Source organism: Paenibacillus sp. HGF5 (assembly GCF_000204455.1).
Taxonomy (GTDB): Bacteria; Bacillota; Bacilli; order Paenibacillales; family Paenibacillaceae; genus Paenibacillus_AQ; species Paenibacillus_AQ lautus_A.
The window spans coordinates 73,335-99,141 of record NZ_AEXS01000167.1; the positions used below are offsets into that span (position 1 = coordinate 73,335).

A 25,807-nucleotide genomic window follows, 5' to 3' on the forward strand; every position below is an offset into this window, starting at 1 on the left:
ATCAGTAGTTCTCCAGCTGTTTCAGGTAGTTTTGGTAATTCGCATGGATTTCCTCCATCGAATCGCCGCCGAACTTCTCAAGGAACGCCTTCGCTACCTCCCAGGTCACAACGTGCTCCATCACGACGCTGGCTGCCGGAACCGCACAAGCATCCGAGCGTTCAACCTGAGCCGTAAAGGCTTCCTTCGTGTCGATATCCACGCTTTGAAGCGGCTTGTACAGCGTCGGAATCGGCTTCATGACGCCGCGCACGACGATCGGCATGCCGTTGGTCATTCCGCCCTCGAATCCTCCCAAGCGGTTGGTCGCACGGTGGTATCCGCGTTCCTCGCTGTACATAATCTCGTCATGCACCTGGGAGCCGCGCAGCTCGCCTGCTTCGAATCCGATGCCGACCTCAACGCCCTTAAAGGCGTTAATCGACATCACGCCCTGCGCGATGCGTCCATCCAGCTTGCGGTCATATTGGACATGGCTGCCCAATCCGACCGGCAATCCTTCGATGATGCATTCCACGATGCCGCCGATGGAGTCGCCTTCTTTTTTGATCTCGTCTATGTAGGCTTCCATCTTCTTCTCGGTCTCTTCGTCCACCACGCGAACCGAAGAAGCTTCCGTACGCTCGATCAGCTCATCGATCGAAAGATGGTGCGGGGGAGCCTCGATTTCGCCGATCCGGATGACCTGGCCAGCCACTTTGACGCCAAACTGCGCCAGGAATTGTCTGGCGATAGCGCCAACGGCAACGCGGACCGTGGTTTCACGGGCACTGGAGCGTTCCAGCACGTTACGCAGATCCTTCAGGTTGTACTTCAATCCGCCGTTCAGGTCGGCATGACCCGGTCTTGGACGATGTACCCGTCTCTTCGCCTCGTCGTTGCCCTCTATCGGCTCCACGTTCATAATGTTCTGCCAATGCTTCCAATCGTTATTCTGGACGACCAGCGCGAGCGGCGCACCGGTTGTATAACCGTGACGCACACCGCCAAGGATTTGCGCGGTATCCTTCTCGATCTGCATGCGGCGTCCCCGGCCGTAGCCCTTCTGTCTACGATGGAGCTGAAAGTTCAGTGCGTCGAAATCAAGCTCCAAGTTGCTTGGAAGCCCTTCGATTATAGTTGTCAGCTGAGGCCCGTGCGTCTCCCCAGCGGTTAAAAACCGTAAGCTCATGATGCTTTTCCCCCTTTAGGCTTTTAAGCGTTAAACCGCTAAACTCCGCGAACATCTTCTGCTCATTATAGTATAGGTCTAACGCTTTGACAAGAATGTCGACAAACGAGCAAAAGCGCCTCTCATCCTGCGGATTGAAAAGCGCTTTATGCGTTAAGACTGCCGTCTCTATTGAATTTTACGGTAGAAAAAGGTCTCGTTGCTTTCCAGGCCGTACTGTCCCGGATTAAAGATCTGTTCGGTGCTGCCCACAAACAGAAATCCGCCCGGTTTCAGGCTCGCGGCAAATTTCTGATACAGCTTGTGCTTGGCCCCTTCCGTGAAATAAATCATCACGTTCCGGCAGACAATCAGATCAAACCCGGCTTCGAACCGGTCCGTGAGCAGATTCTGCTTGTGGAAGGAGACCTCCTTCTTCAAGTTCTCGCTGAATCGATACAGCGAGCCCTCTTCCTTAAAATAGCGGGCGGCTACTCCGGAAGGGACGTCCTTGAGTGACCTCTCGACATACAGACCTTCCTTCGCTTTATGTAACGCACCGTCATCGATATCGGTCGCCATGATGCGCGCCCGGTCCAGCATGTTTTGTTCCGCCAGGATCATGGCAAGCGTATAGGGCTCTTCGCCGGTCGAGCAGGCAGCGCTCCAAACCTTCAACACCCCGGGATTCTGCTTGGCCAGCTCCGGCAATATTTTGTCCCGGAGCACTTCCCACCGGTTCGGGTTGCGCCAAAACTCTGAGACGTTAATTGTCATCCGGTCCAAAAACTCATGAAAGAGCGGCTTGTCCTTCATCATCGCATCGTAAAAGGCCGAAAAGGTTTCAAACCCCTTCTTCATGCGCAGCGTCGTCAGCCTTCGCTTCATCTGCGCTTCCTTGTAATCGGCCAGGTTGATCCCCGTGCTTCGCTCGATGCTGCGAACAAAGCCGATATAATCGGGATCCTCCAGTACTGGTTCATGTTCCGTCATCGTATCATCCTGTTAATCAGATTATTCCGCTTCCCGCTTCGCTTACAGCCAAGGGGACAGCGTCTTGTTGTACTCAACCAGTTCCCGATCATCAAAAAAATTGGCGATCTCGCGCTGCGCGCTTTCAGGCGAATCCGATCCGTGAATCAGATTATGCGGCGTATGAGCTGAAAAATCCCCGCGTATCGTACCTGGCAGCGCATCCTTCACATTCGTTTTGCCGATGACCTGGCGAGACAAAGCGATGATGTCGTCACCTTCCCAAACCATCGCAAACACCGGTCCTGACGTGATGAACCCTACCAGGTTATCGAAAAAATCCTTGCCTTCATGTTCCGCATAATGGCGCTTGGCCAGCTCGTCCGAAATCTGCATAAACTTGCCCGCAACCAGCTTGAATCCTTTATCCTCCAAACGGCCGACGATTCGGCCAATCAGCCCACGCTGCACACCATCGGGTTTAATCATCAAAAAAGTACGTTCCATAGGCCTCATCACGCTTCCCCTCATCCTAGGTAATTGAACAATTGAACCTTCATTCCATGCTCAAGTGATGTTACATGTTTGTACCCGTATTTTAACAGAAAGCAACCTCTTGGGTAAGGCTAATATGACCGCTTTGTAATAAAATTTGCGATATCTCTAAGCTGTTTTTTGGTCTTGATGTCAGGCAGCGTATCCAATGCAGCCAATGCTTTACCTATATACCGATCAGCCAGCGCCTCGGATCTCGATATGCCTTCGCTTGAGGTTACAAGCTTTACGGCGCCCGACACATCGCACTGGCCATTTAGTGCATGAATCCGTTCCAGCTCCTGCAGCAGCGGTTCTCTCCGCTGGCTGTCCTCGAGAGCAAAAATGACGGGCAGCGTAATGTTTCCCTGTCTCATATCGCTCCCCGGAGGCTTGCCAATCTGCTTCTCCGTCCCGCACAGATCCAGGAGATCGTCCTGAATCTGAAATGCCATGCCGACGTTATATCCGAATCGATACAGGCTGTTGGCCACCTTGCGGTCCGCATCCGCAGCCAACGCGCCGAGTTGGCAGCTGACGGCAATCAGGAGCGACGTCTTGCGGCGAATGCGGAGAAGATATCTTCTGACGTCCTGTTCGGTATTAAAGAAATCACGAATCTGCTCCATTTCGCCAATGGACATCTCAACCATGGCCTTGGCCAGAATCTGATGAATTTCAGGCTGTTTCAGGTGAGTCGTCAACTGGAGTGCCTTACCATAAATATAATCGCCGGTATACATGGCGATCCGGTTGTCCCACTTGGCCTTCACCGTGGGTTTGCCGCGCCGCGTGTCCGCATCGTCAATCACGTCGTCATGAACGAGGGAAGCGCTGTGGATCAGCTCCAGCGGAACGGCCACATGCTTCAGCTTATCAATGTCATAGTCGCCGAATTTGCCGCCCATCAGGACAAAAACGGGACGGAGGCGCTTGCCGCCTGCTCTAAGCAGATGCAGGGAAGTCTCTGTCAGCTCGGGACTGTCGCCTTCGACGCTGAGATAGAGCTCCCTTTCGATAACGTCCATATCTTTTTTTAATGTTCCGAATATGTCAAATCGTTTCATCTCTTCACCCGTATGCTTAGATTCTCATTCCATAACTCCGGCGCTACCTTGCGATTTCAGCAGGCCAAGCTCTGATGCGAACTTGAAATATAAGCGTAACCCTTCCTGTTGTCGTTCATCAAATCGCAGCACAGGTTAATGCCTGAACCATTGTTGCTAGTCACCCCATCTGGTGTACAATTCATGTTCGATGCGTAAGCTGTCCAATACCTTGCCGACCAAAAAATGGACGATATCATCAATCGTTTTCGGTCCGTGATAGAAGGCTGGCATCGCCGGAATGATTTTGACCCCAAGCTTGGCCAGCGTCAGCATGTTCTCCAGGTGAATGGCATGCAGCGGCGTTTCTCTCGGGACAAGCACCAGGGGACGGCCCTCCTTCATCATGACGTCGGCGGCGCGGCCCATCAGGTTATCGGAAGATCCGTGCGCCACCGAGGATAACGTGCCCATTGAGCATGGCATGATAATCATGCCTTCCACCAGGTAAGAGCCGCTGGCAATCGTAGCTCCGATGTCGGAGATCGGATGGTATATCACGTTCCCCTCGAAACCGCCGAATTTCTCGGCCAGCACTTCCTCGCGGTTGCCCGCCTGAAAGCCCATTTCCTCCTTCAGCACGCGCCAGCCCGCATTAGAGATAATCAATTGCACATCGTAGCCCAGCGAGAGCAGGGACTCCGTGAGACGAACCCCGTATATGCTGCCGCTGGCCCCCGTAATGCCGACAACCCAGCTCTTTCTGCGCATGGATTTCATCAGATGTAACGCACCACCAAATCAATGAGAGTGAATACGAACAGAATGATGCTCAGCGTACTGTTCATGGTAAAGAACGCGGTTTGCAGGCGGCTCATATCATTTGGCGACAAGATGTAGTGCTGATAGAACAAAATTCCGCAAGCGATCACCATGCCCGCCAAATACCACCAGCCCACCGGCGTCACAAAGAAAAGAACGATAAAACCGACAGCCGTAACGACGTGGAACCCGCGAGCGAACCAAAGCGCTTTGTGCAGGCCGAACCGGGAAGGAATCGAGTACAGCCTTTCTTTTGCATCAAACTTCTCGTCTTGGCAAGCATAAACGATATCAAATCCGCCCGTCCAAAACGCAAGCGCGATATAAAACACCATCGCCTTCCAGTCGATTTGACCGGTTACCGCAACCCATCCGCCCAGCGGGGCAAGCGCCGTTGTAAGGCCGAGCACCAGATGGCATAACCATGTGAACCGTTTGGTAAAGGAATAAATGATAAGCATGAAAATAGCGATAGGCAGCAAACGGAAAGCAAACGGGTCCAGCATGTAAGTAGCCCAGAAAAACACGGCGAAAGACAGAATGATAAATATGATGACCTCCAGCGGCTTCAGCAGGCCTGCCGGAATGGCGCGATTAGCCGTGCGGGGGTTCTTGGCATCGATATGTTGGTCGGTGAGCCGGTTGAGTCCGAAAGCTGCGCTTCGCGCACCGAACATGGCAAGAAAGATCCAGCCGATATCTCCCCAGGACGGTAATCGGTCAAACACGACGGCCGATCCTAGAATCGCCCCCATAAAAGCGAAAGGCAGAGCAAACAGCGTATGCTCCACTTTAATCATTTCAAGATAAGTTCCTATTTTCTTAAACATCCAGATTCTCCTTGATCCCAATATGCAAGGCTGCTATGCCACCAGTCAAGGGAAAGGCCTGAACCTGTTGAAGTCCGGTCTGACGGAAAGCTTCGGCTAACTCCTCTCGTCCCGGGAACAAAGCCAGCGATTCGGGCAGCCATTTATACTGCTCATAACGCTTGGCTACCAGTTTCCCCATCCGAGGCAGCACTTGTTGGAAATAAAAATAATAAATGCCTTTGAACGGCTGCCAAGTCGGCTTGGACAGTTCGAGACATACCACCATCCCGCCGGGTTTAACCACGCGTTTCATCTCACGCAGAACCTGCATGTAATCCGGCACATTGCGAAGACCGAAACCGATCGTCGCGTAATCGAATTGGTTATCTTCGAACGGCAGGCTCATGGCGTTTCCCTGAACCAGCTCGATCTGTGGTTCGAGTCCATGCTTGGCAACCTTCTCCCGGCCGACGTTCAGCATCCCCTCACTGAAGTCGAGTCCGACTATGTGTCCGGATTCACTTGCCTGGGCCATGCTAATTGTCCAGTCGCAAGTTCCGCAGCATAGGTCGATGGCCGTATCGCCATGGCGCATGTTCATCTTTTTCATCGTATACTTGCGCCAGGCTTTATGTCTTCGAAAGCTGAGAATGTCGTTCATCAAGTCGTATTTGCCCGATATGCTTTCGAAGACGGAATGGACATACTGCTCTTTCGGATTTTTCCCGTCATGCTTGATTGCGTCTAACTTGGTTGTTTGATTATCCACTGCATCCCCCTACCCTTCACTTACGACGGACCGATATGTGTTAAGCCGTTTCAGAAACGGGTCCAGCATACCGGCGTACGGGCTCTCACCCACGTGGCCTCCCAGCAGCTGCTGTACGGCGCTGACGGATTCCCGGAGCTTGTCCAGCAGCTTCTCCGAAGCCTTATGCTTCAGAATCAGCTTCCGCCAATCCTTCATATCCGTTTTTCTGCCCACCAGCATTTTCCGTTCCTCGTCGCTCCCCGACTCGATCAGATGCCAGTACGCGTAGCCGCATCTGCCGATGTCAGGCGTCGCACAGCGTTCCATCTCCTGCACAAGCGTTTCACATTCCGTAATTTCCTTGAGCAGCTTCTCCCATGTTTCTTGCACGGACACCTCAAGCAGCGGAGTAAAAGAAAGAAACAGCTGCATATTCAGCTGTACCGTTAGCTGTAGATATTCTTCAGAAGGCAGCAGGTTTTTTTTCATTTTGCCGTATAATCTCATCTTCATCACGTTCACTTCGCTAACCGCTTTGCTCAGAAGCGAGATGACGGCAATTTCGCCCTTAAGGGCCAGGAGCTGATAAAAACGGCTGCTGAAGTAATCCCCTGCGAGCACTTTCAGCTGCCGGGAGCGCATCATTGCCTCTCCTTGATTGCCTTCCGTAACGTCGATGCTTTCATGCGTATCGAGTCCCACCTGAACCAGTGAGGTAACCAGCGCGTACAATTCTTCGTGTCCGGCAATATTCCGTCCCGAATCCATTAAAAATATGTATAACAAATGAACACGGGCATCCGGAAAACCCGGAAGTTCCGTGTGGTTCTGAATCATATCATAGTTTATATATTTCTCTGCCAGTTCTGGTACGCGATACGGTTTCATTCTCAGCCTCCGTGCACTTGATGTTCTTTTGTCCAATTGAGCCCACAATCCAATCTATTATAACACATGTTCAGGGCACGTACATGCCCTGTCATCTACTATTTTACCCCTTTCCAGGGCCGCTGAACTGCTTTGGCCAAAGATTCGTAAAGGTCAGGTTCAGCGCAGCAGCGACGGAAGGCGGCACATCCTCGTTCTCCAGCTGGGTTAGGACTTCCGCATAGCGTGAATCCCATGCTTCCCTGTTCATATTCGAGGCCAGCAGCATATACCGTTTTCCTCCCCAGCGATCGATGGCAACCACCCTGAGATACAGCTGCCTCACATTATCCGTGCCTTCGAACGAATAGGACATAATGCTCGCGATGTCCTCGTAAACCTCGGAGGCCGTTTCCGTGGCATCGTTCAATTTGATATCCAGCGTTAAAGCGCCTTCTTCATAGTCCGCCCGGCTTATCTGAAGATTTAGAGGTAGACTCATCAGGGAATCCACTAAGCCGGCATCGCTTAACTCGCGGCTGTGATATGGTACCGCCGCGGGCACGGCGCCGACCTTATAACGAGCTTGCGAGTGGAGCCCCATCAACAGGCCAAGCAGGATGAATGCAATCGCCGCAGGCAAGAGTACCGCTTGTACGGATTGCCAATGCTTCATGACCGAAACCTCCTCTGTTCCTAGTTTCTTCCGCTCCTCTGAAGTCCATACCTCATTGTATAAAGAAAAAAAGCAGGCTATGCCTGCTTCTGGTAAAACGAACGGGATTCGGTTAGAAGAGCGAAAGCGAGGTCAACGTCACGGCCACAGCCAGCGCCGCGATCCTGGCCAAATTCATGACCACGAAATTTTGCACCGCGATCACGAAGGTTTTCTCTTTGGATGGATGTGCGGTGAATGCGGCTCCTTTTTTATATACCGGGACAATGGTGACGAACACCAGCAGAACCAGCACAGGGTGCACCTTCATCAGAAGAAGAGCCGCCAAGTCCAGATAAGCAAGGCAGTACAGAAGCCGGAACAGTCTCAGCGAATGCTTGAATCCGATATATACCGGCAGCGTATACCGTCTGTTCTCCAAATCCTCATCCATGTCGCAGATGTTATTGGCCAGCATGATGTTGGCAATCCCGAGAATGGCCGGCAACGATACGACCAGCAGCAGCAGCACCTCGGGAAGGTTCACCTGAAGGGAGAGGACGCTCCCTTGAATATCCATAACCGCCAGATGGCTGCCCTCAGCATGGATCCAAGCCGAGATGAAGATAATGACAAACCCCATGAACAATCCGGAGAACAGCTCGCCTAGCGGCATCCGTGAAATCGGAATCGGTCCGAACGAATATAATATCCCTACGGCGAAGGACAATCCGCCAAGCAGCAGAATTAACCAGCCCGTGGACAGGAACAGCGCTATGCCGGATCCGACGGCCGTCAGCAGCAGCAGAGCGATGATAGACACAACCGCCGGCTCTTTCAGGTTATAACGTACAATGGCATTATGCTGCTCGTAACCGAAGCCGTTCTTTTTAATCGCTTTTTTGTAATCGTAATAATTATTGATCGCCGTTGTTGCCATATCAAACGACAGCAATGATGCGAGCATCAGGGCAAAATGATACCCATTGAACTGCTGAAAACGAAACAGCGCATACAAGGTTCCGAACAGGAACGGGATCATGCTGGCAACCTTCGTCTGAATTTCCACCAGTTTAAAAAAAGCACGGATTCCCATGACCATCATCCTTTATCCATATTGATCTGATTTCAGATTAAAGGATTTCTTGGCCGCGGTCTGTTCGAATTGTACTTGACAAACGCGTGATGAAAGTGACGAATGTTACTTTTGGGCAGGATCAAACTTGTTCCGGAATATCCCTATCCTTGCGCTTGCGGCTCCAAGGCGTACCCAGCAGCGGCAGGGCCCAGCGGTCCAAGCCGTACCAGCCCGCGACTTTCCAGGCCAGCACCAGCCATGTCGCCAATATGAACAACAACGGATTGGAGCTTACCGTGCCCGCGAATAAAAAGCTGGCATTCATTAATCCGCCGAAAAACGCGGCAATACCGGTCAGCAGTCCCAAAATCAGCCCGAGTCCTACCAGTACCTCGCCGAAGGCCACCATATAGGCAAACAGCTTGGCATTGGGAAGCACGAACCCTTCAAGGAAAGAAGCATACCATCCGGTGACGTCCTTTCCTTCTTCCGCCTTTGCCAGCGCGCCGCCGACAAAGCCCTTAATGGCCGCTCCGGCTTCGCTTCCCGTCCAGGCTTCGGCCGTCAGCTTTTTCAAGCCCGACGTTAACCACGCGTAACCGAGATACAGCCTTACCAGCAGCCATATCCACGCCGAGCGCGTACTGTTGAACAAAAACATGGATACCGGATTTTCAGGGACCACAATATACTGTCCGTCTCTGTATTGTTTCGCCATGATTTCTTCAATCATCCTTTCGCATTTTTATTCATTCCATTCCCGCTAGTATATCCATTGTTCGACAAAGCGGCAAGTGCCTTTAACAATTTGTTAACACACATTCCGCGCGAATAAACACGAAATACAAAAAAGCCCCACCAAAATGGCGGGGCTATTTCATATGATGATTTTCCTCAGATGCCGGATTCGATCTTCCCGTGTTTGGTCATGATCTCGGCTTTGCCGCGTATTTTCACCGCGGACGTATGATCCGTGAACTGGGCGATGATAACTTCGCCTTTGTCCAGCTTCTCGGTATGATGAAAGCGGGTATCCTGACCGCGGGTAAGACCGATTACCTGCACGCCATGGTCCAGCGCTTTGACAATAAAATAATCGCCGTTCTGAACGTTCTCCATTTTCCAGGCCTCCTCGCCGTAAGCCTAAAAGAAAAGGCCGTGAACGAATTCACGACCTGTGCTCTTAGGTAATATGTAGAAATCTTTATTTGATTCCGTCTTTGAGCGCTTTACCAGGTTTAAATGCAGGAATTTTGCTCGCAGGGATTTCGATTTCTTCACCTGTTTGCGGGTTGCGGCCTTTCCGTGCGGAACGCTCGCGAACCTCGAAGTTGCCAAAACCGACCAGTTGTACCTTGTCTCCACTTTGCAATGCTTCGGAGATTGCATCGAAAACGGCATCAACCGCTTTAGTTGCATCTTTCTTGGAAAGCTCAGTAGATTCAGCTACTTGTGTAATCAGATCCGATTTATTCATTCTTTCACCTCCCTAACAAGGAATGTGCTCCACTTGCTATTCACTGTTTCCGTTTTACCGCAAATTATACGTGCAATCGGGTATTTTACCCCTATCTCGCGTTTAGAATGCATGACGCGGAACAAATTTATAGTAATACAGCCATCTCATAATTTCAAGCGTTTTGCTTTGCTGGGCCAAAGAAAACATGAAAAACAGCCGCTAATCGGGACTTTTGACCCGTTAGCGACTGCATTTTCAACACCTTTCCGGCGCCCACTTAAAGAATGATTGCGATCAAACCGCCGGAGCCTTCGTTAATGATGCGACCCAAGGTTTCCTGCAATTTGTATCTGGCATTGTCTGGCATCATCGCGATTTTTCCTTGGATTCCTTCACGGACGATCGAGTGCAGCGAGCGTCCGAATATGTCGGATTCCCAAATTTTGATCGGATCGTTCTCGAAGTCCTGCATCAGGTAGCGCACAAGCTCCTCGCTCTGCTTCTCCGTGCCGATGATCGGCGAGAACTCGGATTCTACGTCCACCCGAATCATATGAATGGATGGCGCGGTCGCTTTCAATCTTACCCCGAAGCGGGTGCCTTGGCGGATGAGCTCAGGCTCATCAAGCGCCATCTCGGCCAGGGAAGGAGCGGCGATGCCGTACCCCGTCGTTTTGACCATCTCAAGCGCTTCGGCGAAGCGATCGTATTCCCGTTTGGCATGGGAGAACTCCTGCATCAGCTGCAGCAGATGATCCTTGCCTCGGATCTCGACACCCACGACCTCCATCAAGATCCGGTCATACAGTTCGTCAGGCGCGAAGAGATCGATCTCGGCAACGCCCTGACCCATATTCATGCCGCTGAGTCCGGCGTGGTTGATGAAATCATATTCCATGAACTGGCTAACCACACGATCCACGTCACGCAGACGGCGGATATCTTTTACGGTATCTCTCACCGAGTTTTCATAGTTGCTGCGGAGCCAGTGGTTCTCGTTAAGCACCATAACCCAGCTAGGCAGATTGACATTCACTTCATGCACCGGGAACTCATACAATACCTCACGAAGCACACCGGTCACGTCATCATCGGTCATGGTAGCCGCACTCAGCGTCATGACCGGAATGTCGTATTTCTCTGCCAGCTCATTGCGCAGCTGAAGGGCTTCTTCGCTGCGGGGACGCGTGGAGTTAATGACAACGACAAACGGCTTGCCGACTTCCTTCAGTTCCTCGATGACGCGCTCCTCGGCCTCAACATAAGAGCTTCGCGGGATCTCCGCAATGCTTCCGTCCGTCGTGACAACGACGCCAAGCGTGGAGTGCTCCTGAATGACTTTGCGGGTTCCGATTTCGGCCGCTTCCTGGAACGGAATCGGCTCTTCGAACCATGGCGTCGAGATCATTCTCGGGCCATTCTCGTCCTCGTAACCCTTAGCACCTTCAACGGCATAACCAACACAATCGACCAATCTTACGTTGACCTCAAGGCCATCCGTAACCTTGATTTGTACCGCGTTGTTCGGCACGAATTTCGGCTCGGTCGTCATGATCGTTTTCCCTGCAGCACTTTGAGGCAGCTCATCGACAGCTCTTACTCGATCCGCCTCGTTCGTAATGTTCGGGAGAACAACCGTCTCCATAAACCGCTTGATGAACGTTGATTTTCCCGTACGGACGGCACCGACAACACCTAAGTAAATGTCCCCTCCGGTCCGTTCGGCAATGTCCTTAAAAATGTCCACTTTTTCCAAAAGAGATCCCCTCCTCAAATTACTCCGAAGGAAAAATGCTTTAAGAGCATCCGCTTCGTGTTCCACTCATAGCCAAAGCCATTGCAACAGATGAGCAGCCTTTACAATGTCGCCAGCATCCCGCCGCCGGTATTCCATGAGTTTGGATGGAAACGGCAAAGCGGCGTAACTCGTACATGCATTTGGACTAGTAACATCATATGTACCGGGTTCAAAAATATGACGGTTGCCCCTTAAAGTCCGTCCAGTTTTTTTTAAGATATCGAATATGCCTGCAGCTGCCAGACACGCAATCGAATACCGTAAGAAAAACCACCGCTCGGGGCACGGTCTGTCTTCGCGCTGTCACGCCTTTCAGACGCTTTCTAGTGCCTCATGATGTGGGCAACCGGCTCTTGCCCGCACTACTCTTTCAGATTATGAATATGCGCGGACTTTACTAGATATTCCAAAGAGATTCAGCCCTATTCGAAAAAATGATCGAAGAAGAGACTCGAGGATAAAAAAGTAGACCCGCCTTATGGCTGCCATACCTCTTTCTTCAGGCAGAAACCCGCAACCAGGCGGGACCAAAAAAAATACCCGCCGATATCGGCGGGTACGGGTTTAGGATAGGGGTTGAGCCATAGGCTGCCCGTCCTTCCATGCATAGGGTACGGATTTTACGGGTACATAATAGGATTCCTTCTCCAGAAACACCCGTAAATCCTCTCCTTCTTTGGGCTCGGAGCCGTTTTTCTGGATAGCCTGCATAATATCAAAGGCATAATCGGCGTAGACGGTGCCCTCTTCATCCATCATAAAAGGCATTTCCTGGCCCGAGTATACACTCATTAACTTAAGGGATTTGGCCTCGGTTTTCGACAAATCCACCGCCGTATAACCCGGGTAGAGGGCTTCCCCTGCCGGAAGGGCGTTTTCATTCGCCATTTTGTACAGATTCACGGCTCGCTGAACGTCATTCACCTTCTGAGCCGTTGTTAAGTCCATGACCTTCACGGTGGGTTCGGTTTCCTCATTAATAATGAGAAAATAACCGCTGCCGCCTTTCTCGAAAGCCGTATCCGGAATTTGGTCGATATATCCTCGGCCCTTCAGCTGATCCAAATCGACCCGGTATTTCTCATACTTCGGAATTTCCGCGCCTGCCGTAATGATCGGCAGAATTCCTTGCTCTTGATAAAAATCGTCCACGGCCGACTGAATCCGTTTGACACTTTCCCTATAGGAAACCTTGTTCTCCTGCAGCTTCTCGTCAGGATATAGACAACCTGTCAGCAACATCGGAAACAGCACCAGGACTAAGACGGCAGACATCCGCTTCGTACGGCCAGCCGCTTGGGTCATCCAAGTGTTCATACTCAACTAACATCATCCTTCGCTTTAAGAGGTTGTTCAAAAAGTCCGATTTTGATAAGAAAACCAATCGAGGCAAATTCAAGGCTGAGCGAACGCGATTCAGAAGCAGGTTTTCTTGCGATATAGAATTTCATCAACTCCGTTAATAACTTATAAATCCTATATCTAACACGAAGTGAATCAAGAAGCCACTCGGCATCGAATCTTGAATTCAGCCGGGCCTAGGCAAATGCTTACGAAGTATGTTTCCTCCGGAAACATTTTAGGTGCTCACGTACAAACTACGTACGCTCCGCTCCTGACGTCCCTAGCTTCACTCAAATGAAGCGTTTTGAAAAAACGCACATCGGAAGCATAAGCCTCGGTGCTGAAAACCGATCTTTTTGAACTCGCGTTTTAAATAAAGTCATCGGACTCCCGGTTCCTCGCTGCCTCCAGCTGCTTGCGTATCGCGGCTTTAAGGGGATCCTCGGGGATTATCACCTTCAAATGGCTCGTAATCCTCGTCTGGCAGGATAACCGGTAGCCTTGTTCCATCATCGACGTTCCCAGCTTCCTGATTTCCTTGGTCTCAGGAGCAGAGCAATGTCCGCGTTCCTCATCCGGTACCAGGATTTTGCACATTAGACAGCCTGCTTTGCCTCCGCAACGGGTCGGAATGCGTACACCGGCACGACGCGAGGCATCCAGCACATTCGTGTTCGGACGAACCTTGACCTTCTTCTGATCCGGCAGAAATAATACCTCGTACTCCAACGGTAAACCGCTCCTTTTCTTATGTACCCGCTCTTCCATGCTGCCGGTTCGATTACCGTGCTATGGCTGTAGTCCGATTAATCGCTTCAATACCATCCGATGTTCCTCGCTCAACCGGTTTCGGCTTAACAACCGCTGAAGCAGCGGCAAATGTTGGTTCATACCCCTCAATATCGCCTCCGAAATGGCAACGTAACGATCCGGTCTGTCTCGAAGCACATTAAACACCAGTTCGTGGGATAACGGCATCAGCCGTACCGTGACGTCCCGTATGTGACGCGCTGGCGCTGCAGGATAGAGCAATTGATCGATTTCAACGCGATAGGAGGAACCCTCCGAATTCACTTCAAATCCGCCTACAAGTTCAATCGGGACTTTCTCTAATTCATAGTGGCTCAGAATGGAAGAATATATCCCTTCCTGATCGAGTCGGGGAGCGTCTACTGCCAGAAGGGCCAGCGTCTCATGCAGCGGCTGAATCCCCCCTGCATCGGCGTAAATATCGATATCCCTCGGCGGCTTGCCTAATTCTACGCCCTGAAGGAGCAAGCAGCAGCTTCCCCCCAGCAGCCAAGCGACAGGCGCCTGATTCAGTTTGTGAATGGCAGTAGCTAACGCCTTCTCCAATTCCGGCAGATCATTCAGCGTCATGCTGCACCCCTTTACCGTATCATCCCGGAAGCGGCTTCCCATATTAAATGATGGAAGCCAGTCCGATAATAAAACCGAAAATCATCATCATAAAGGCCACAAACGATAGCGTGCCGCGCAGAAAACCTTTGGTCTTGCTTCGCGCAAGCGTAACCACGATGACGGACAGCGCCATAATCAATAATGCGACAAGGGACAGCCACATCTTTTGCATCGGATCCATGTCACGAAACTCTCCAATCTCTCTTCAAATTATTCAACCTATTATATCACGAAAATGATAGTGCCTCACCCTGAGTATGGCGAAAAAAAGAACAAAAGCCGCATTCCGGCAAAGGATGCGTCTTTTGTTCATGATCAGCATATCTTATTTGTTCATCATCATTTTCATCAAGGCTTCCATATTGCTCGGATTCATGCCGCTCTTCTTCACCGCTCCGACAATTTCCTGAATCGTGTCCTCGCTGACAGGTATGTTCGCCATAGCAGATACCTGCTTGATCAGCTGGCGGAGCTGGGCTTCATTTTGCATAGTAGACGGCTTAACCGTGCTAGCCAGCTTATTGACAGCCCCTGAAGAAATTTTCTTTCCGCTTTTCTTGTTAATCGCATTCAGTACATCCTTGTGAAAGCTTTTGCTCATTTCCACCCCTCCTCCGACATCCTCACATCAATATATGAGTCAATCCTCGGAATGGTGAATAAGCTAGGTGTGCCATTGCTCCCAAGTCTCGAGCGGCATCATTTCCATCTCGGTCTTGGGGTCCCGGCCCATTAGGGCTTCCACGGCGACGCGGGGATTCCGGTCTTTAAACAACACATGGTACAGCTGGTCGGCAATCGGCATCTGCACTCCGTATTTCTCGGAAATGGCATGCGCGGCTTTGGTCGTGCGTATTCCTTCCACCACCATCCCCATGGATGCGAGAACCTCATCAAGCTTCTTGCCCTGACCAAGCATCGATCCCGCACGCCAGTTCCGGCTGTGCTGGCTCGTAGCGGTAACCACGAGGTCGCCGATCCCGGCAAGCCCGGCAAACGTCAGCGGATTCGCGCCCAACTCCATGCCGATTCGCAAAATTTCTGCCAATCCCCTCGTAATAAGCGCCGCCTTGGCGTTGTCGCCGAAGCCCAATCCGTCGGACATGCCGGCGCCCAAAGCGATAATATTCTTCAGCGCTCCGGCCAATTCCACGCCGATCATATCCCGGTTCGTGTACACTCTGAAATACGTGTTCATAAACAGGTCCTGGGCGGCGGCAGCCGCCTTGGCGTCCAAGGATGCCACAACGACCGTTGTAGGGCAGCGTCTCACCACTTCCTCCGCATGGCTGGGTCCTGATAGTACGACTACGCGACCTTCCTCGCAGCCCAGCTCTTCGGATATGACGGTCGACATCCGCTTCAGGGATTCAATCTCGAATCCTTTGGTTGCGTGAATCACCAGCATATCTTCGCTCCAATACTGCTTCAGCTGGCCCGAAACCTCCCGCATCGCGGACGATGGTGCAACGATAACCACGGCAGCAGCCGAGGAGAGCGCCTCTTCCATATCGGTCGTGGCGCGAATGTTCGAAGATAACTCCACCCCGGGCAAATAACGGTTGTTGGTATGCAGTTCGTTGATTTCACGGGTCTGTTCCTCCGTTCTCGTCCAGACGACAACATCCAGATCATTCGAAGCGAGAACACTTGCCAAAGCGGTTCCCCAACTGCCTGCCACCAGAACAGCGACTTTGTCAGACAACGCGCTTCCCTCCTTTGTCCTTTCCTTTTCCGGAACCAAGCTTGTTTTCACGTCCCTGTACAAGCTTCACGATGTTCGAGCGATGACGCCAGAAGGCGAATACGCATATGATCAAGCTTGTCCAAAAGATCGGCCAGGAATAATCCGCGATCAAGAGGAAAACAGGGGTAAGCACTACAAAAATAAGGGAACCCAAAGATACATAACGGGTAAAAACAATGGATAGAATGGCGATAATGCCTGCTATAAGCGCTGGAATGAAGCAGAGCGTAGCAAGCACCCCAATGGCGGTTGCAATTCCTTTGCCGCCTCGAAAGCGGAAGTAAAGAGGCCAATTATGACCGATGATGGCGGCAATCCCGCATAATCCCGGCAGCCACGCATTGTCTCCCCCGAGCCATCGTCCGATCCAAACCGCAGCGATGCCCTTAATTACATCCAAAGCCAACACCAGAATGGCAGGTCCTTTTCCCAGGACGCGAAGGGTATTGGTTGCCCCGGCGTTCCCGCTGCCATGCTGACGAATGTCGATCCCTTTCAGGATTTTGGCAAGCAGTACGCTAAAACTCACCGAACCAAGTAAATAACAAACTACAATCGCTACGATCTCCAGAATCAAGCTATTCTCCCCTAACTCTCATCAGACTTTCTTCGAGTAAATATCCTGATGGGTGTACCTTCAAAGTCAAAAGCGGCCCGAATCTTGTTCTCAAGGTAACGCTCATATGAGAAGTGCATCAATTCCGGATCGTTGACGAATACGACCATGGTCGGCGGCTTGACCGCCACCTGTGTTGAATAGTTAATGCGCAATCTTCTTCCCTTATCCGTTGGAGGAGGGTTGATTGCAATCGCATCGGATATGACATCGTTAAGCAGATGCGTCTGCACGCGAAGCGAATGCTGATCGGCCACATGTTTAACGACAGGGAGCAGCTTCTGCAGGCGCTGCTTCGTCTTGGCCGACAAGAATACAACCGGCGCATAGGTCATGAACAGGAAATGGTCCCGGATCTTTTTCTCGAACTGCTGCATCGTCTTGTCGTCTTTCTCGACCATATCCCATTTGTTGACGACAAACAAAGACGCCTTACCGGCCTCATAAGCATAACCGGCGATATGCTTGTCCTGCTCGATAATGCCTTCTTCCCCGTTGATGAGCACGAGAACGACATCCGCCCGCTCGATGGCCCGCATGGCCCGCATGACGCTGTATTTCTCGGTGGTTTCATACACTTTTCCGCGTTTGCGCATGCCTGCCGTATCGATGAGGACGTACCGCTGGCCATCTTTCTCGAATGGCGTATCGATCGCATCGCGGGTAGTGCCCGCAACGTCGCTGACAATGACGCGCTCTTCTCCCAGAATGGCATTGACGAGAGAAGATTTGCCCACATTCGGTCTGCCGATCAAGGCGACACGAATAACATCCTCGTCATATTCGTCATCTTCCAGTTCCGGCAGGTTCTCGACGACAACGTCCAAGAGATCGCCGATCCCTGTCCCGTGGCTGCCTGATATCCCGACAGGATCGCCAAATCCGAGGGAATAGAACTCATAGATATCATCAGCGCGCTTCAAATTATCCACTTTGTTTACGCTGAGTATGACAGGTTTACCGGAACGGAACAGAATCTGTGCAACTTCCTCGTCCGATTGGGTAACCCCCGTCTTCGCATCGCACATAAATACGATGACATCCGCTTCTTCAATCGCAAGCTCGGCTTGCATGCGTATGGATTTCAAAATCATGTCATCGCCGTCGATTTCGATACCGCCTGTATCGATGACACTGAACGCTTTACCGTTCCATTCGGCACTGCCGTAAATCCGGTCACGGGTAATCCCCGGTTTATCTTCAACGATGGCTAATCTGTCGCCGATCAATCGGTTAAATATGGTGGATTTACCGACGTTAGGCCTTCCGACGATAGCCACTACGGGTCTTGCCATAGTCACTCCTCCTGTCAATTCTTACGATTATCATCATAGCAAAAAACGTTACAATTGGCTAACCTTTCATCTGCATTTCTATTATGCTCTACCCCATGTTACAACATCCGTAAACGTTCGTCCCCTAAAAAAACAAATGGCGAACCCAGATTTCTGGGTTCGCCGACTTCGTTATGATAGGTCAATAGACCGAACAAAACTGTTCCCGGGCTTACTTGAATTTGCTCAGCTTATCGCCGAAACGCTCGCCAAGCGTAACGCTCATGCCTTGGTTGTTCAAAGAAACGTTCGGGTTGTCTTTCAGGTCGATTTTAGGACCTTTGGACGGTTTTTCAGCTCGCGGAGCTTGAGCTGGCGCTTCTTCGGTTTCTTTGATGCTCAGGCTGATACGCTGCTCGGAAGTGTTGATGTCAAGTACTTTAACCTGAACTTCTTGGCCTTCCTTCAGTACTTCTTGCGGAGTACCGATATGCTTGTGGGAGATTTGGGAGATATGAACCAAACCTTCTACGCCTGGTGCCAATTCAACGAAAGCTCCGAAGGTAACCAGACGTTTTACGACGCCCGTTACGATGTCGCCCGTGTTGAATTGCTCGCCAGCTGTTTCCCAAGGACCCGGAGCAGCCGCTTTGATGCTGAGGCTGATTTTGCCTTTTTCAGGATCCACTTTCAGCACTTTCACGCGCACTTGATCGCCTTCGGACAATACATCGGATGGCTTGTCAACATGGCTCCAAGCGATCTCGGATACGTGAACCAAACCGTCCACGCCGCCAACGTCAACGAATGCGCCGAATTGCGTGAGGCGTTGCACCGTGCCTTCCAGCACTTGTCCGTCTTGAAGCTCGGACATCACTTTTTGTTTGTTCGCTTCGAACTCTTCTTCCAGAACGTCCTTCTGGGAAAGAATCACTTTGTTGTTCTCGCGGTCCAGCTCTTTCACTTTTACGCGAAGCGTGCGGCCTTTGTAGTCGCTGAAGTCTTCAACGAAGTGACGCTCGACCATGGAAGCAGGAATAAAGCCGCGTGCGCCGACATCGGCTACGAGTCCGCCTTTAACCACGTCAGCCACCGTTACTTCGAATACGTCCTGATCCGCAAAATGCTTCTCAAGCTCTTCCCAAGAATTCTCGGTGTCGATCGCGCGCTTGGAAAGAACCAGGCTTTCCTTGTCGTCGTTGATGCTAACGACCTTGCACTCTACCTCTTGGCCAACCTGAACCGCATCCGATGCATTATCAAGCTGTACAGAAGACAGTTCGCGAACAGGAATTACGCCGTCATATTTATATCCAATGCTTACGTAAGCTTGGTTGTCCTCCAGTTTGACGATCGTCCCTTTCACGGTGTCCCCTTTTTTCAAGGATACGATTTGGTCCAGCTGCTCTTGGTTTTCAGCAGCCTCTTGATTTCTTGTTTCTTCCGACATGTCAAATAACCTCCTCAATTCAAACCCCATTTATTTAAACTCGCATTCGCGAAGTTCAAAACATAATTGCTGTAGTATCTTTCCAACCTTCCCATGCTTTTTATGCATGGAGCGAATAAATCAGTTCACGGTTGGTTTGCCGCTGGCCCGCATTTCGTGAATCTTGGCCATGATCAATTCGGTTGCCCCGTCCAGTGCCTCCGGTGACTTGTCACCTTCGAACCGGGACAGATCCACGGGTGCGCCGTAGATGATTTTTACCTTTCGGAACGGCTTGTAGTCTCCAATGATGGCAGCCGGTACGACCGTTGCCCCACTGCGGAGAGCGAAGCTTGCCGCGCCACGTTTCGCCGCGGTTGCATCCGAATTGCGCGTGCCTTCAGGGAAGATTCCCATAATCTCGCCCGAACGCAAGATCGTAAGAGCGGTTTTGATGGAATCTTTACTCACTCCGCCGCGCTTGACCGGAAAGGCCCCCAGCTGGCGAACCAGCCATCCGAAAACCGGAATGTTGAACAATTCGGCTTTGGCCATGAACTTCACCTGGCGCTTGACGTGAATGCCGACAGAAATCGGATCTCGAACGCTAATGTGATTGCTGCAGATTAGCACGCCGCCTTCCGAAGGTATGTTATGTACGCCGACAGATTCGAATCTGTAGAGAATAGCGAACAAACCGCGGACCACCGCTCTGCAAAAAACGTAAATCATGCCTTTTTCTCCCCATCCCCATTAAGTTTCGCAATATGAAAGAATCGCTTCGACAACCTGATTGATATCCATATGCGTCGTATCCAGTATGATGGCATCCTCTGCGCATCGGAGCGGGGACACTTCACGTTCCTGGTCAAGCCTGTCGCGTTCTGCGATATCTCTTTCCAATTGTTCCAGCGTTATGCCTTCATCACTTAACTCGTGGAAGCGGCGGAGCGCACGTTCCTTGACACTGGCCGTCATGAAAATCTTCACCTCAGCATCCGGCAAAACCGTCGTGCCGATGTCGCGTCCATCCATGACAACGCCCTTATCCAGTGCCATTTGCTGCTGTAAACGGACAAGCTTTATTCGCAAACCTTCGATTCGTGCATATTGGGATACCACTGCACTAACCTGATGTGAACGAATATACGGCGTGACGTCTTCCCCGTTTAGCCAAACCATTTGACCATTTTCATGCAGTTTTAATTCAATCACCATGTTTTGTGCATGTTGAAGCACTTTTTCGGGATTTTCCGGAGAAATCCCTTGGTTCAGCATGAACCAGGTGACTGCCCTGTACATGGCGCCGGTATCCACGTAGATGTACTGCAGCCTGCTGGCTACCATACGCGCTACCGTGCTTTTGCCCGCGCCTGCCGGACCGTCGATGGCAATATTAATTCTGTCGCGATAACCTGTCCCCTGCATAACCAACGGGGCATTCCTCCTCAAACATATACCTCGAAATCGAAAGGGCTTACCATCCGATCAGGGACGGGATCACCGTTCCTCTAGTGAAAATATATAAGAAAGTCCGAGATAAACAAGGCACGATCTCATATTTCAAGAAAAAAGCAGGCGCCCGCCTGCGACGTGAAAATTATACCACACTAGCTAGAGCGATGCAAAAGAGAAGGGGTGTTTTCTCCCATCCAATCGTTTACATTTGGCTCATTAACGGGAACACCCTCCATCTGCTGAATCGGCGAAAGGTAGGGCCGGCTTGGTTCATAATGCAATAGCAGCTGGACGATCACCAAAGCGAATGCGAGCCCTATCAGCAGCTTAAGCAGCACTTGACCGTATCGGTCATGGAGAGCTTGTCCTTTATCGCCCGGCATGGGATCCTGCCTGGTTTTTCGCCGCAGCTGATTTTGATCGTTAGATGACTGGGACATAAGCACACGGTCCTTCCGAGACAAAATTTTCCGCTAGTGTGCCACCGGCTTGTCCATTTTATGCATCAACGGTTGCGAAAATCAAACTGGCGCTCAAAGCAATAACGGATCAGCTTCTGACGCTCCATATCTACGATCTGATTAAATTTCAGCATGACGATGCTTCGGGTGCCTGGCAGCTGCTTGACCCTGACAACTTCGCCTTCAAAAGGGACATGCTCCACCGATCCGTTCTTGAACGGAATAAGGATCCAGCAGCTTAACAAGCTCCCTTCCGCAAACGATTTGTCGGGTTCCAGGTAAAAGGATACCCCTCCGCCGCCGACATCATCGGTTTTGGTCAGCAACCGCGTGCCGTCTTTGGCCATCACCGCTAACTCGAGCTCGGCTTGTACCCTCAGAAAGCTCCTTCTCTGCACCTTCGTGATCTGATCCGGCTCCGGCTTTTTGATGCGAACCAGGCGTATAACGTCTTCATGGTGACTCAGGACATAGGAATTGAAGAAGTTCTTGACTCCGCCCTCCGTCAAAAAATAAGCGGAAAGCTCGTCCCCGATATACAGCTTCTTCAGCCTGCCCGTTCCTTCCTGAAGCGGAACCTCCATATACATCGATTCGTCATCCATGTCGGAAATGCGGGATTTGTAAACAATGCTGGCTTCCTTCTCATCCCCCGTATCCAACTGGATATAGAGGACGTCGTTGATCTTTGGATACAATGCGCTCACCCACTAATTCATCATAATCATTATTTTCCATTATATCACGGGATGACCGGGACCATGGGATAAAATCTTCGAATCCGGTCGATTCATGTCTTTCCCCGGGATACAGATGTATTCCTTAGACACTATACTGGCTGCTCTGCAGCAGTTCTCCGCAAGCAAAAAAAGCCGATTCGGGGAATCCCCGAACCGGCTTATATGACATCAAGATACGACTATTTAATTCCTGCCTGCGCATCCTTAACGACCTCGACCGTTTCTTCCAGGCCCGTATCCGCATTAATGTAAATCCGGTATTGAGAGCCGTTGATCCGTCCGCCGAACTCATAACACAGCACATCTTCGGAACGGTCGTTTTTGATTAAGGCCTTGCGGTGGTAGAGCACCTTGAATTCAGGGTTCAAAACCTTCTCCGCTTCGGCGAGGCTGAGCTTCGGCTGCGGGATATCGCGCTTCACCTGGTGCTCGTAAACAAAGTCGCTCGCCTGAAATCCGATGACCTCACCGTTATCCATGGCCGAGCGCACGGTGATTTTCTCAGGATAAATCAGCACGCCGTCTTCTTCGCGCACAAAAGAGAAGTTGGCCAGGTTATCGTATTGGTCGGCCGATACGACCGTCATGTCGGAATAGCCTTTTTTCGTCAGGAATTGCTGGGCTTTGTCGATGGCATCCTGAACGGATGCTCTCTTCGCGCCGACGTTCCGTTCATCCGTGTAGGAGATCAGCTGGCCGCCTTTTTCGGTGAAATCCATACTGAGCATATGGCCCTTCGGGTGTTTGACTTTGGCCGTGTAGGATACCCACTCGGTGCCGCTACCGTTCTTCGTCACTTGTACGTTGGCTTGATTGCCCGTGTCGGAGAATTTCAGCGCTTTGCGCTTCACATCCTGCTCCGAGACCGGCATGCCTGCCAGCTGCTTCACGGAACGTCTGTCATAAATGCTGCTTACCGATGGGCCCCAATCAAGCTCAGGATAAGACTCTACTTTTTTATCCACCGTTTTGAATCCGTCAATAATCGAGTTATCTTCGACTTTATTCGTAGCCAAGGCCGTTTCAACGTCCATCCAGCGCAGACTGTTAGCGATGACCTTGTTCTGCACATGCTGCAAATCCTTCGTGATTTCGCCGGAGTTGGCATATAACGATTTCAACGTTTTGACTTCATTCTCGCTAAGCGGTTCCTTCGTTAAATCGCGCACGCCCGTTTTGTAGGCAAAATTCGATATCCGGGACAGGAACTCTTCAGTTTTGTTGAACGGAAGCAGCGTTAGCGGCAGTTGACTGATTTCGTTTTGCGCCTGGCTGGTCAGCCGCCATACGTTCATCAGCCCCTTCCGGTGCATCCCTTGGGAGGTCGAGCTGACCGCAAGCGTATTGCCGAGCTCGGCATGAATCCTGTCCATATTGTACGACAAGTCATGGAAAGCCCGTTGATACTGGTTCTCGGCGTTAATCAAAATGGCGTTCTTTTCTTTATTTTCTTGATATCCCCAAACCAGAGCCCCGATCAATAATATGGTGGCTACAGGAAACAGAATAGCGCTTAATCGTTTGTACATGATGCGATAGTCTCCTTTCTTCTACTCACTGCCGTTAGTTTGACTAGAAGAAAGAAGTCTTATGCATCCCTGGATCATTCCTTCATCAATTAGAAATCTTCCTCAATATCGAAGTGATCCCGGTTGTTGCACAGGCACTGCTTAAATCCGGTTTCGATCCGGCCCTGCTCCTTCTTTCCGCGCAATACGAATCGCTCACCGCAATCCTTGCAAAGAATTTTCACTTTTACACGCAAAAAAAGGCACCTCCCTTTCTATGATTCCCTGGCTGTCAGCCAAGGTCTATAGAATGAAGTGTGCCCTGATTTGTTACGTATTAACCTCTTCCTCCCGTTTAATGAAGCGGAAAGGAGAGCGGTTGTTCGCTCTGGAGATTTTGCCCATGCCGCCATACCACAGCAGAACCATTAGCGGAACGATAAACCATACCCATGTGTGCGTCAGCAAATTCAGAATCAGGTCATAAAGACCATGCCACATCCAAGGCAGAACCATGGACAGCACGAGGAAGAATCTTCTTCGCTTCCCTTCCGTGAACCTCGCATGTCCCATGTAGTATCCCATGATGACGCCAAACATTGCGTGTCCCGAAACGGGCAGCAGCGCCCGCATGAACATCGGGCCGAAGGCTGCCTGACTGTACCAGGCGTAAAGCAAATTCTCTACCGTAGCAAATCCCAGCGATATCGCAACTGCATATAGTATGCCGTCATAAGGCTCGTCAAATTCCGTATGATTAAAAATAATATGATACATCACGAACCATTTTAAAAATTCCTCAACGCCCGCCGAAACGAACAGTGAGTTGACTACCGGATTGTCGCCAAGCCATAGTATCATTCCCCGCTGCAAAATCATGACCGGGAAAACGATCAGAACCCCTAGCATGAACACTTTGATCACCATGTGCAGGGGTTCTTGATCATACCTGTCCTTCAGGTAAAAATACGTGAGCAATGCGAGTCCCGGCGCCAAAGCTGACGCAATGATCGAGAACACCAGCACTGAAATTCCCCTTCCGTTAGTTGCGGGCCTGAAGTCCGGCACGCACGCCCACATTGATTAATGCTGACGCTGGAAGTGTGTACAGATAACCTCAACCGCTTGCTGAGGCATCACTTTCTTCCCGTATTCCTCCAGCATAGCCTCCGTCACCGAAGAGGATTCGCCGAACTCGGCCAGCATTGCAATTATAGCCGGCAGCTTCTCGCTATCCAATTCCTCGGGCTCGAAGTACAAAAACCATTTATCCATATAGTGATAGAGCTTGCCCGCTCCGCCTACAAGGTCCTTCAACATATGCGATGCTTCAATGAGCACTTCAAAATCCTGAAAAACATAGACGATGGTATCACTTTGATCCAGCGTTACTTCCATTTCATAAATCTCGTCCGGCATATCTTCTTCGGACAAGCCGCCGAAATGATGATCGTATTTCCCTCTCGTCACAATAACCACCATGCCTTGGGCAGGCAGTGCAAACACCTCAACGGCAAGAGGTCCGGTGGCATCAAATCCGAGTTCACTGTATGCCTGATCCATCATCTCCGTAAACAGGTCATAAACTTTCGGTATTTCCTGCCACATCTCTTCCTTCTGGATCCCACGCTCACTCAGATCGTCAAACGTGAGGAAAATCCGTATCTTATCTTGACTCAAACGCTCTATTTTCATGACAGGATCCTCCTTACGTAAACAAAAGTTTATAACAAATTATGATGTCTGGATTATGACGTGATAAAAATGGTTTTATATAATTGATTTTATCATTTAATACCCACAAATGCACGTAAATATGTAGCTGAAGAAAAAAGAATCATTCACAGGGATTCGTGAGGCCGTT

General features: G+C 50.8%; 31 protein-coding genes. All 31 read right to left on the reverse strand.

From position 1 onward, the window contains the following. Position 1: 1 nt before the first annotated feature. Complete coding sequence (gene aroC / locus HMPREF9412_RS27700; protein WP_009595116.1) at positions 2–1,171, reverse strand: chorismate synthase; 1,170 nt, start codon at positions 1,169–1,171, stop codon at positions 2–4. Between the two features lie 168 nt (positions 1,172–1,339). Next, positions 1,340–2,143, reverse strand: a complete 804-nt coding sequence (locus tag HMPREF9412_RS27705) for a CheR family methyltransferase (RefSeq protein WP_009595164.1) — start codon at positions 2,141–2,143, stop codon at positions 1,340–1,342. Positions 2,144–2,185: 42 nt separating this feature from the next. Continuing rightward, on the reverse strand, positions 2,186–2,629 hold the full coding sequence (gene ndk / locus HMPREF9412_RS27710; RefSeq protein ID WP_009595207.1) for a nucleoside-diphosphate kinase: 444 nt from the start codon (positions 2,627–2,629) through the stop codon (positions 2,186–2,188). A 119-nt stretch (positions 2,630–2,748) separates the two neighbouring features. Then, positions 2,749–3,723, reverse strand: a complete 975-nt coding sequence (locus HMPREF9412_RS27715) for a polyprenyl synthetase family protein (protein WP_009595187.1) — start codon at positions 3,721–3,723, stop codon at positions 2,749–2,751. Between the two features lie 156 nt (positions 3,724–3,879). Next, positions 3,880–4,482: a UbiX family flavin prenyltransferase gene (locus HMPREF9412_RS27720; protein WP_009595255.1), complete on the reverse strand. Its 603-nt coding sequence runs from the start codon at positions 4,480–4,482 to the stop codon at positions 3,880–3,882. Beyond that, positions 4,482–5,354: a UbiA-like polyprenyltransferase gene (locus tag HMPREF9412_RS27725; protein ID WP_009595147.1), complete on the reverse strand. Its 873-nt coding sequence runs from the start codon at positions 5,352–5,354 to the stop codon at positions 4,482–4,484. The genes HMPREF9412_RS27720 and HMPREF9412_RS27725 overlap by 1 nt, the downstream gene beginning before the upstream one ends. Then, positions 5,347–6,105 (reverse strand): demethylmenaquinone methyltransferase, encoded by a 759-nt coding sequence (locus HMPREF9412_RS27730; RefSeq protein WP_009595260.1) that lies wholly within the window; start codon positions 6,103–6,105, stop codon positions 5,347–5,349. The genes HMPREF9412_RS27725 and HMPREF9412_RS27730 overlap by 8 nt, the downstream gene beginning before the upstream one ends. Positions 6,106–6,114: 9 nt before the next feature. Then, entirely contained in the window at positions 6,115–6,975 is an 861-nt protein-coding gene (locus HMPREF9412_RS27735; RefSeq protein WP_009595141.1) for a heptaprenyl diphosphate synthase component 1, read from the reverse strand. Positions 6,976–7,078: 103 nt separating this feature from the next. Further along, positions 7,079–7,630 carry a hypothetical protein gene (locus tag HMPREF9412_RS27740; protein ID WP_009595239.1) on the reverse strand — a complete coding sequence of 184 codons (552 nt, stop codon included), beginning with the start codon at positions 7,628–7,630 and terminating at the stop codon, positions 7,079–7,081. A gap of 112 nt (positions 7,631–7,742) precedes the next feature. After that, a complete protein-coding gene (locus tag HMPREF9412_RS27745) occupies positions 7,743–8,705 on the reverse strand; it encodes a 1,4-dihydroxy-2-naphthoate polyprenyltransferase (protein WP_009595162.1) in 963 nt (320 codons plus the stop codon). 121 nt (positions 8,706–8,826) lie between these two features. Continuing rightward, positions 8,827–9,405 (reverse strand): DoxX family membrane protein, encoded by a 579-nt coding sequence (locus tag HMPREF9412_RS27750; RefSeq protein ID WP_036673808.1) that lies wholly within the window; start codon positions 9,403–9,405, stop codon positions 8,827–8,829. A 176-nt stretch (positions 9,406–9,581) separates the two neighbouring features. Next, positions 9,582–9,806, reverse strand: a complete 225-nt coding sequence (mtrB, locus tag HMPREF9412_RS27755; RefSeq protein WP_009595134.1) for a trp RNA-binding attenuation protein MtrB — start codon at positions 9,804–9,806, stop codon at positions 9,582–9,584. A gap of 85 nt (positions 9,807–9,891) precedes the next feature. Next, complete coding sequence (locus tag HMPREF9412_RS27760) at positions 9,892–10,164, reverse strand: HU family DNA-binding protein (RefSeq protein ID WP_006209463.1); 273 nt, start codon at positions 10,162–10,164, stop codon at positions 9,892–9,894. Positions 10,165–10,423: 259 nt separating this feature from the next. Continuing rightward, entirely contained in the window at positions 10,424–11,902 is a 1,479-nt protein-coding gene (gene spoIVA, locus HMPREF9412_RS27765) for a stage IV sporulation protein A (RefSeq protein WP_009595160.1), read from the reverse strand. Between the two features lie 606 nt (positions 11,903–12,508). After that, positions 12,509–13,261, reverse strand: a complete 753-nt coding sequence (locus HMPREF9412_RS27770) for a hypothetical protein (RefSeq protein ID WP_009595110.1) — start codon at positions 13,259–13,261, stop codon at positions 12,509–12,511. 396 nt (positions 13,262–13,657) lie between these two features. Continuing rightward, on the reverse strand, positions 13,658–14,017 hold the full coding sequence (locus HMPREF9412_RS27775; protein ID WP_009595225.1) for a 2Fe-2S iron-sulfur cluster-binding protein: 360 nt from the start codon (positions 14,015–14,017) through the stop codon (positions 13,658–13,660). A 60-nt stretch (positions 14,018–14,077) separates the two neighbouring features. Beyond that, positions 14,078–14,668, reverse strand: coding sequence for a hypothetical protein (locus HMPREF9412_RS27780; protein WP_036673810.1), 591 nt, complete (start codon positions 14,666–14,668; stop codon positions 14,078–14,080). A gap of 43 nt (positions 14,669–14,711) precedes the next feature. Then, positions 14,712–14,891 (reverse strand): DUF2768 family protein, encoded by a 180-nt coding sequence (locus HMPREF9412_RS27785; protein WP_006209457.1) that lies wholly within the window; start codon positions 14,889–14,891, stop codon positions 14,712–14,714. 144 nt (positions 14,892–15,035) lie between these two features. Continuing rightward, positions 15,036–15,311: a stage VI sporulation protein F gene (locus tag HMPREF9412_RS27790; protein ID WP_009595189.1), complete on the reverse strand. Its 276-nt coding sequence runs from the start codon at positions 15,309–15,311 to the stop codon at positions 15,036–15,038. Positions 15,312–15,374: 63 nt separating this feature from the next. Next, positions 15,375–16,415, reverse strand: coding sequence for an NAD(P)H-dependent glycerol-3-phosphate dehydrogenase (locus tag HMPREF9412_RS27795; protein WP_009595244.1), 1,041 nt, complete (start codon positions 16,413–16,415; stop codon positions 15,375–15,377). Next, a complete protein-coding gene (plsY, locus tag HMPREF9412_RS27800; protein WP_009595194.1) occupies positions 16,408–17,034 on the reverse strand; it encodes a glycerol-3-phosphate 1-O-acyltransferase PlsY in 627 nt (208 codons plus the stop codon). Before plsY ends, HMPREF9412_RS27795 begins: the two co-directional genes overlap by 8 nt. Positions 17,035–17,045: 11 nt before the next feature. Further along, complete coding sequence (gene der / locus HMPREF9412_RS27805) at positions 17,046–18,368, reverse strand: ribosome biogenesis GTPase Der (protein WP_009595099.1); 1,323 nt, start codon at positions 18,366–18,368, stop codon at positions 17,046–17,048. Positions 18,369–18,579: 211 nt separating this feature from the next. After that, positions 18,580–19,797, reverse strand: coding sequence for a 30S ribosomal protein S1 (rpsA, locus tag HMPREF9412_RS27810; protein WP_009595202.1), 1,218 nt, complete (start codon positions 19,795–19,797; stop codon positions 18,580–18,582). A 120-nt stretch (positions 19,798–19,917) separates the two neighbouring features. Next, positions 19,918–20,508, reverse strand: coding sequence for a lysophospholipid acyltransferase family protein (locus HMPREF9412_RS27815; RefSeq protein ID WP_009595120.1), 591 nt, complete (start codon positions 20,506–20,508; stop codon positions 19,918–19,920). Positions 20,509–20,529: 21 nt separating this feature from the next. After that, on the reverse strand, positions 20,530–21,204 hold the full coding sequence (cmk, locus tag HMPREF9412_RS27820) for a (d)CMP kinase (RefSeq protein ID WP_175320818.1): 675 nt from the start codon (positions 21,202–21,204) through the stop codon (positions 20,530–20,532). Positions 21,205–21,386: 182 nt separating this feature from the next. After that, positions 21,387–21,674 (reverse strand): DUF5359 family protein, encoded by a 288-nt coding sequence (locus HMPREF9412_RS27825; protein ID WP_036673814.1) that lies wholly within the window; start codon positions 21,672–21,674, stop codon positions 21,387–21,389. A gap of 65 nt (positions 21,675–21,739) precedes the next feature. Beyond that, positions 21,740–22,402, reverse strand: a complete 663-nt coding sequence (locus tag HMPREF9412_RS27830) for a flagellar brake protein (protein WP_009595205.1) — start codon at positions 22,400–22,402, stop codon at positions 21,740–21,742. A 212-nt stretch (positions 22,403–22,614) separates the two neighbouring features. Next, positions 22,615–23,964 carry a germination protein YpeB gene (gene ypeB / locus HMPREF9412_RS27835; protein WP_009595103.1) on the reverse strand — a complete coding sequence of 450 codons (1,350 nt, stop codon included), beginning with the start codon at positions 23,962–23,964 and terminating at the stop codon, positions 22,615–22,617. An 89-nt stretch (positions 23,965–24,053) separates the two neighbouring features. Then, positions 24,054–24,200, reverse strand: coding sequence for a hypothetical protein (locus HMPREF9412_RS33045; RefSeq protein ID WP_009595221.1), 147 nt, complete (start codon positions 24,198–24,200; stop codon positions 24,054–24,056). 73 nt (positions 24,201–24,273) lie between these two features. Then, a complete protein-coding gene (gene prsW, locus HMPREF9412_RS27840) occupies positions 24,274–24,969 on the reverse strand; it encodes a glutamic-type intramembrane protease PrsW (RefSeq protein ID WP_009595146.1) in 696 nt (231 codons plus the stop codon). Between the two features lie 57 nt (positions 24,970–25,026). Beyond that, on the reverse strand, positions 25,027–25,638 hold the full coding sequence (locus HMPREF9412_RS27845; RefSeq protein WP_009595249.1) for a genetic competence negative regulator: 612 nt from the start codon (positions 25,636–25,638) through the stop codon (positions 25,027–25,029). Positions 25,639–25,807: the final 169 nt, after the last annotated feature.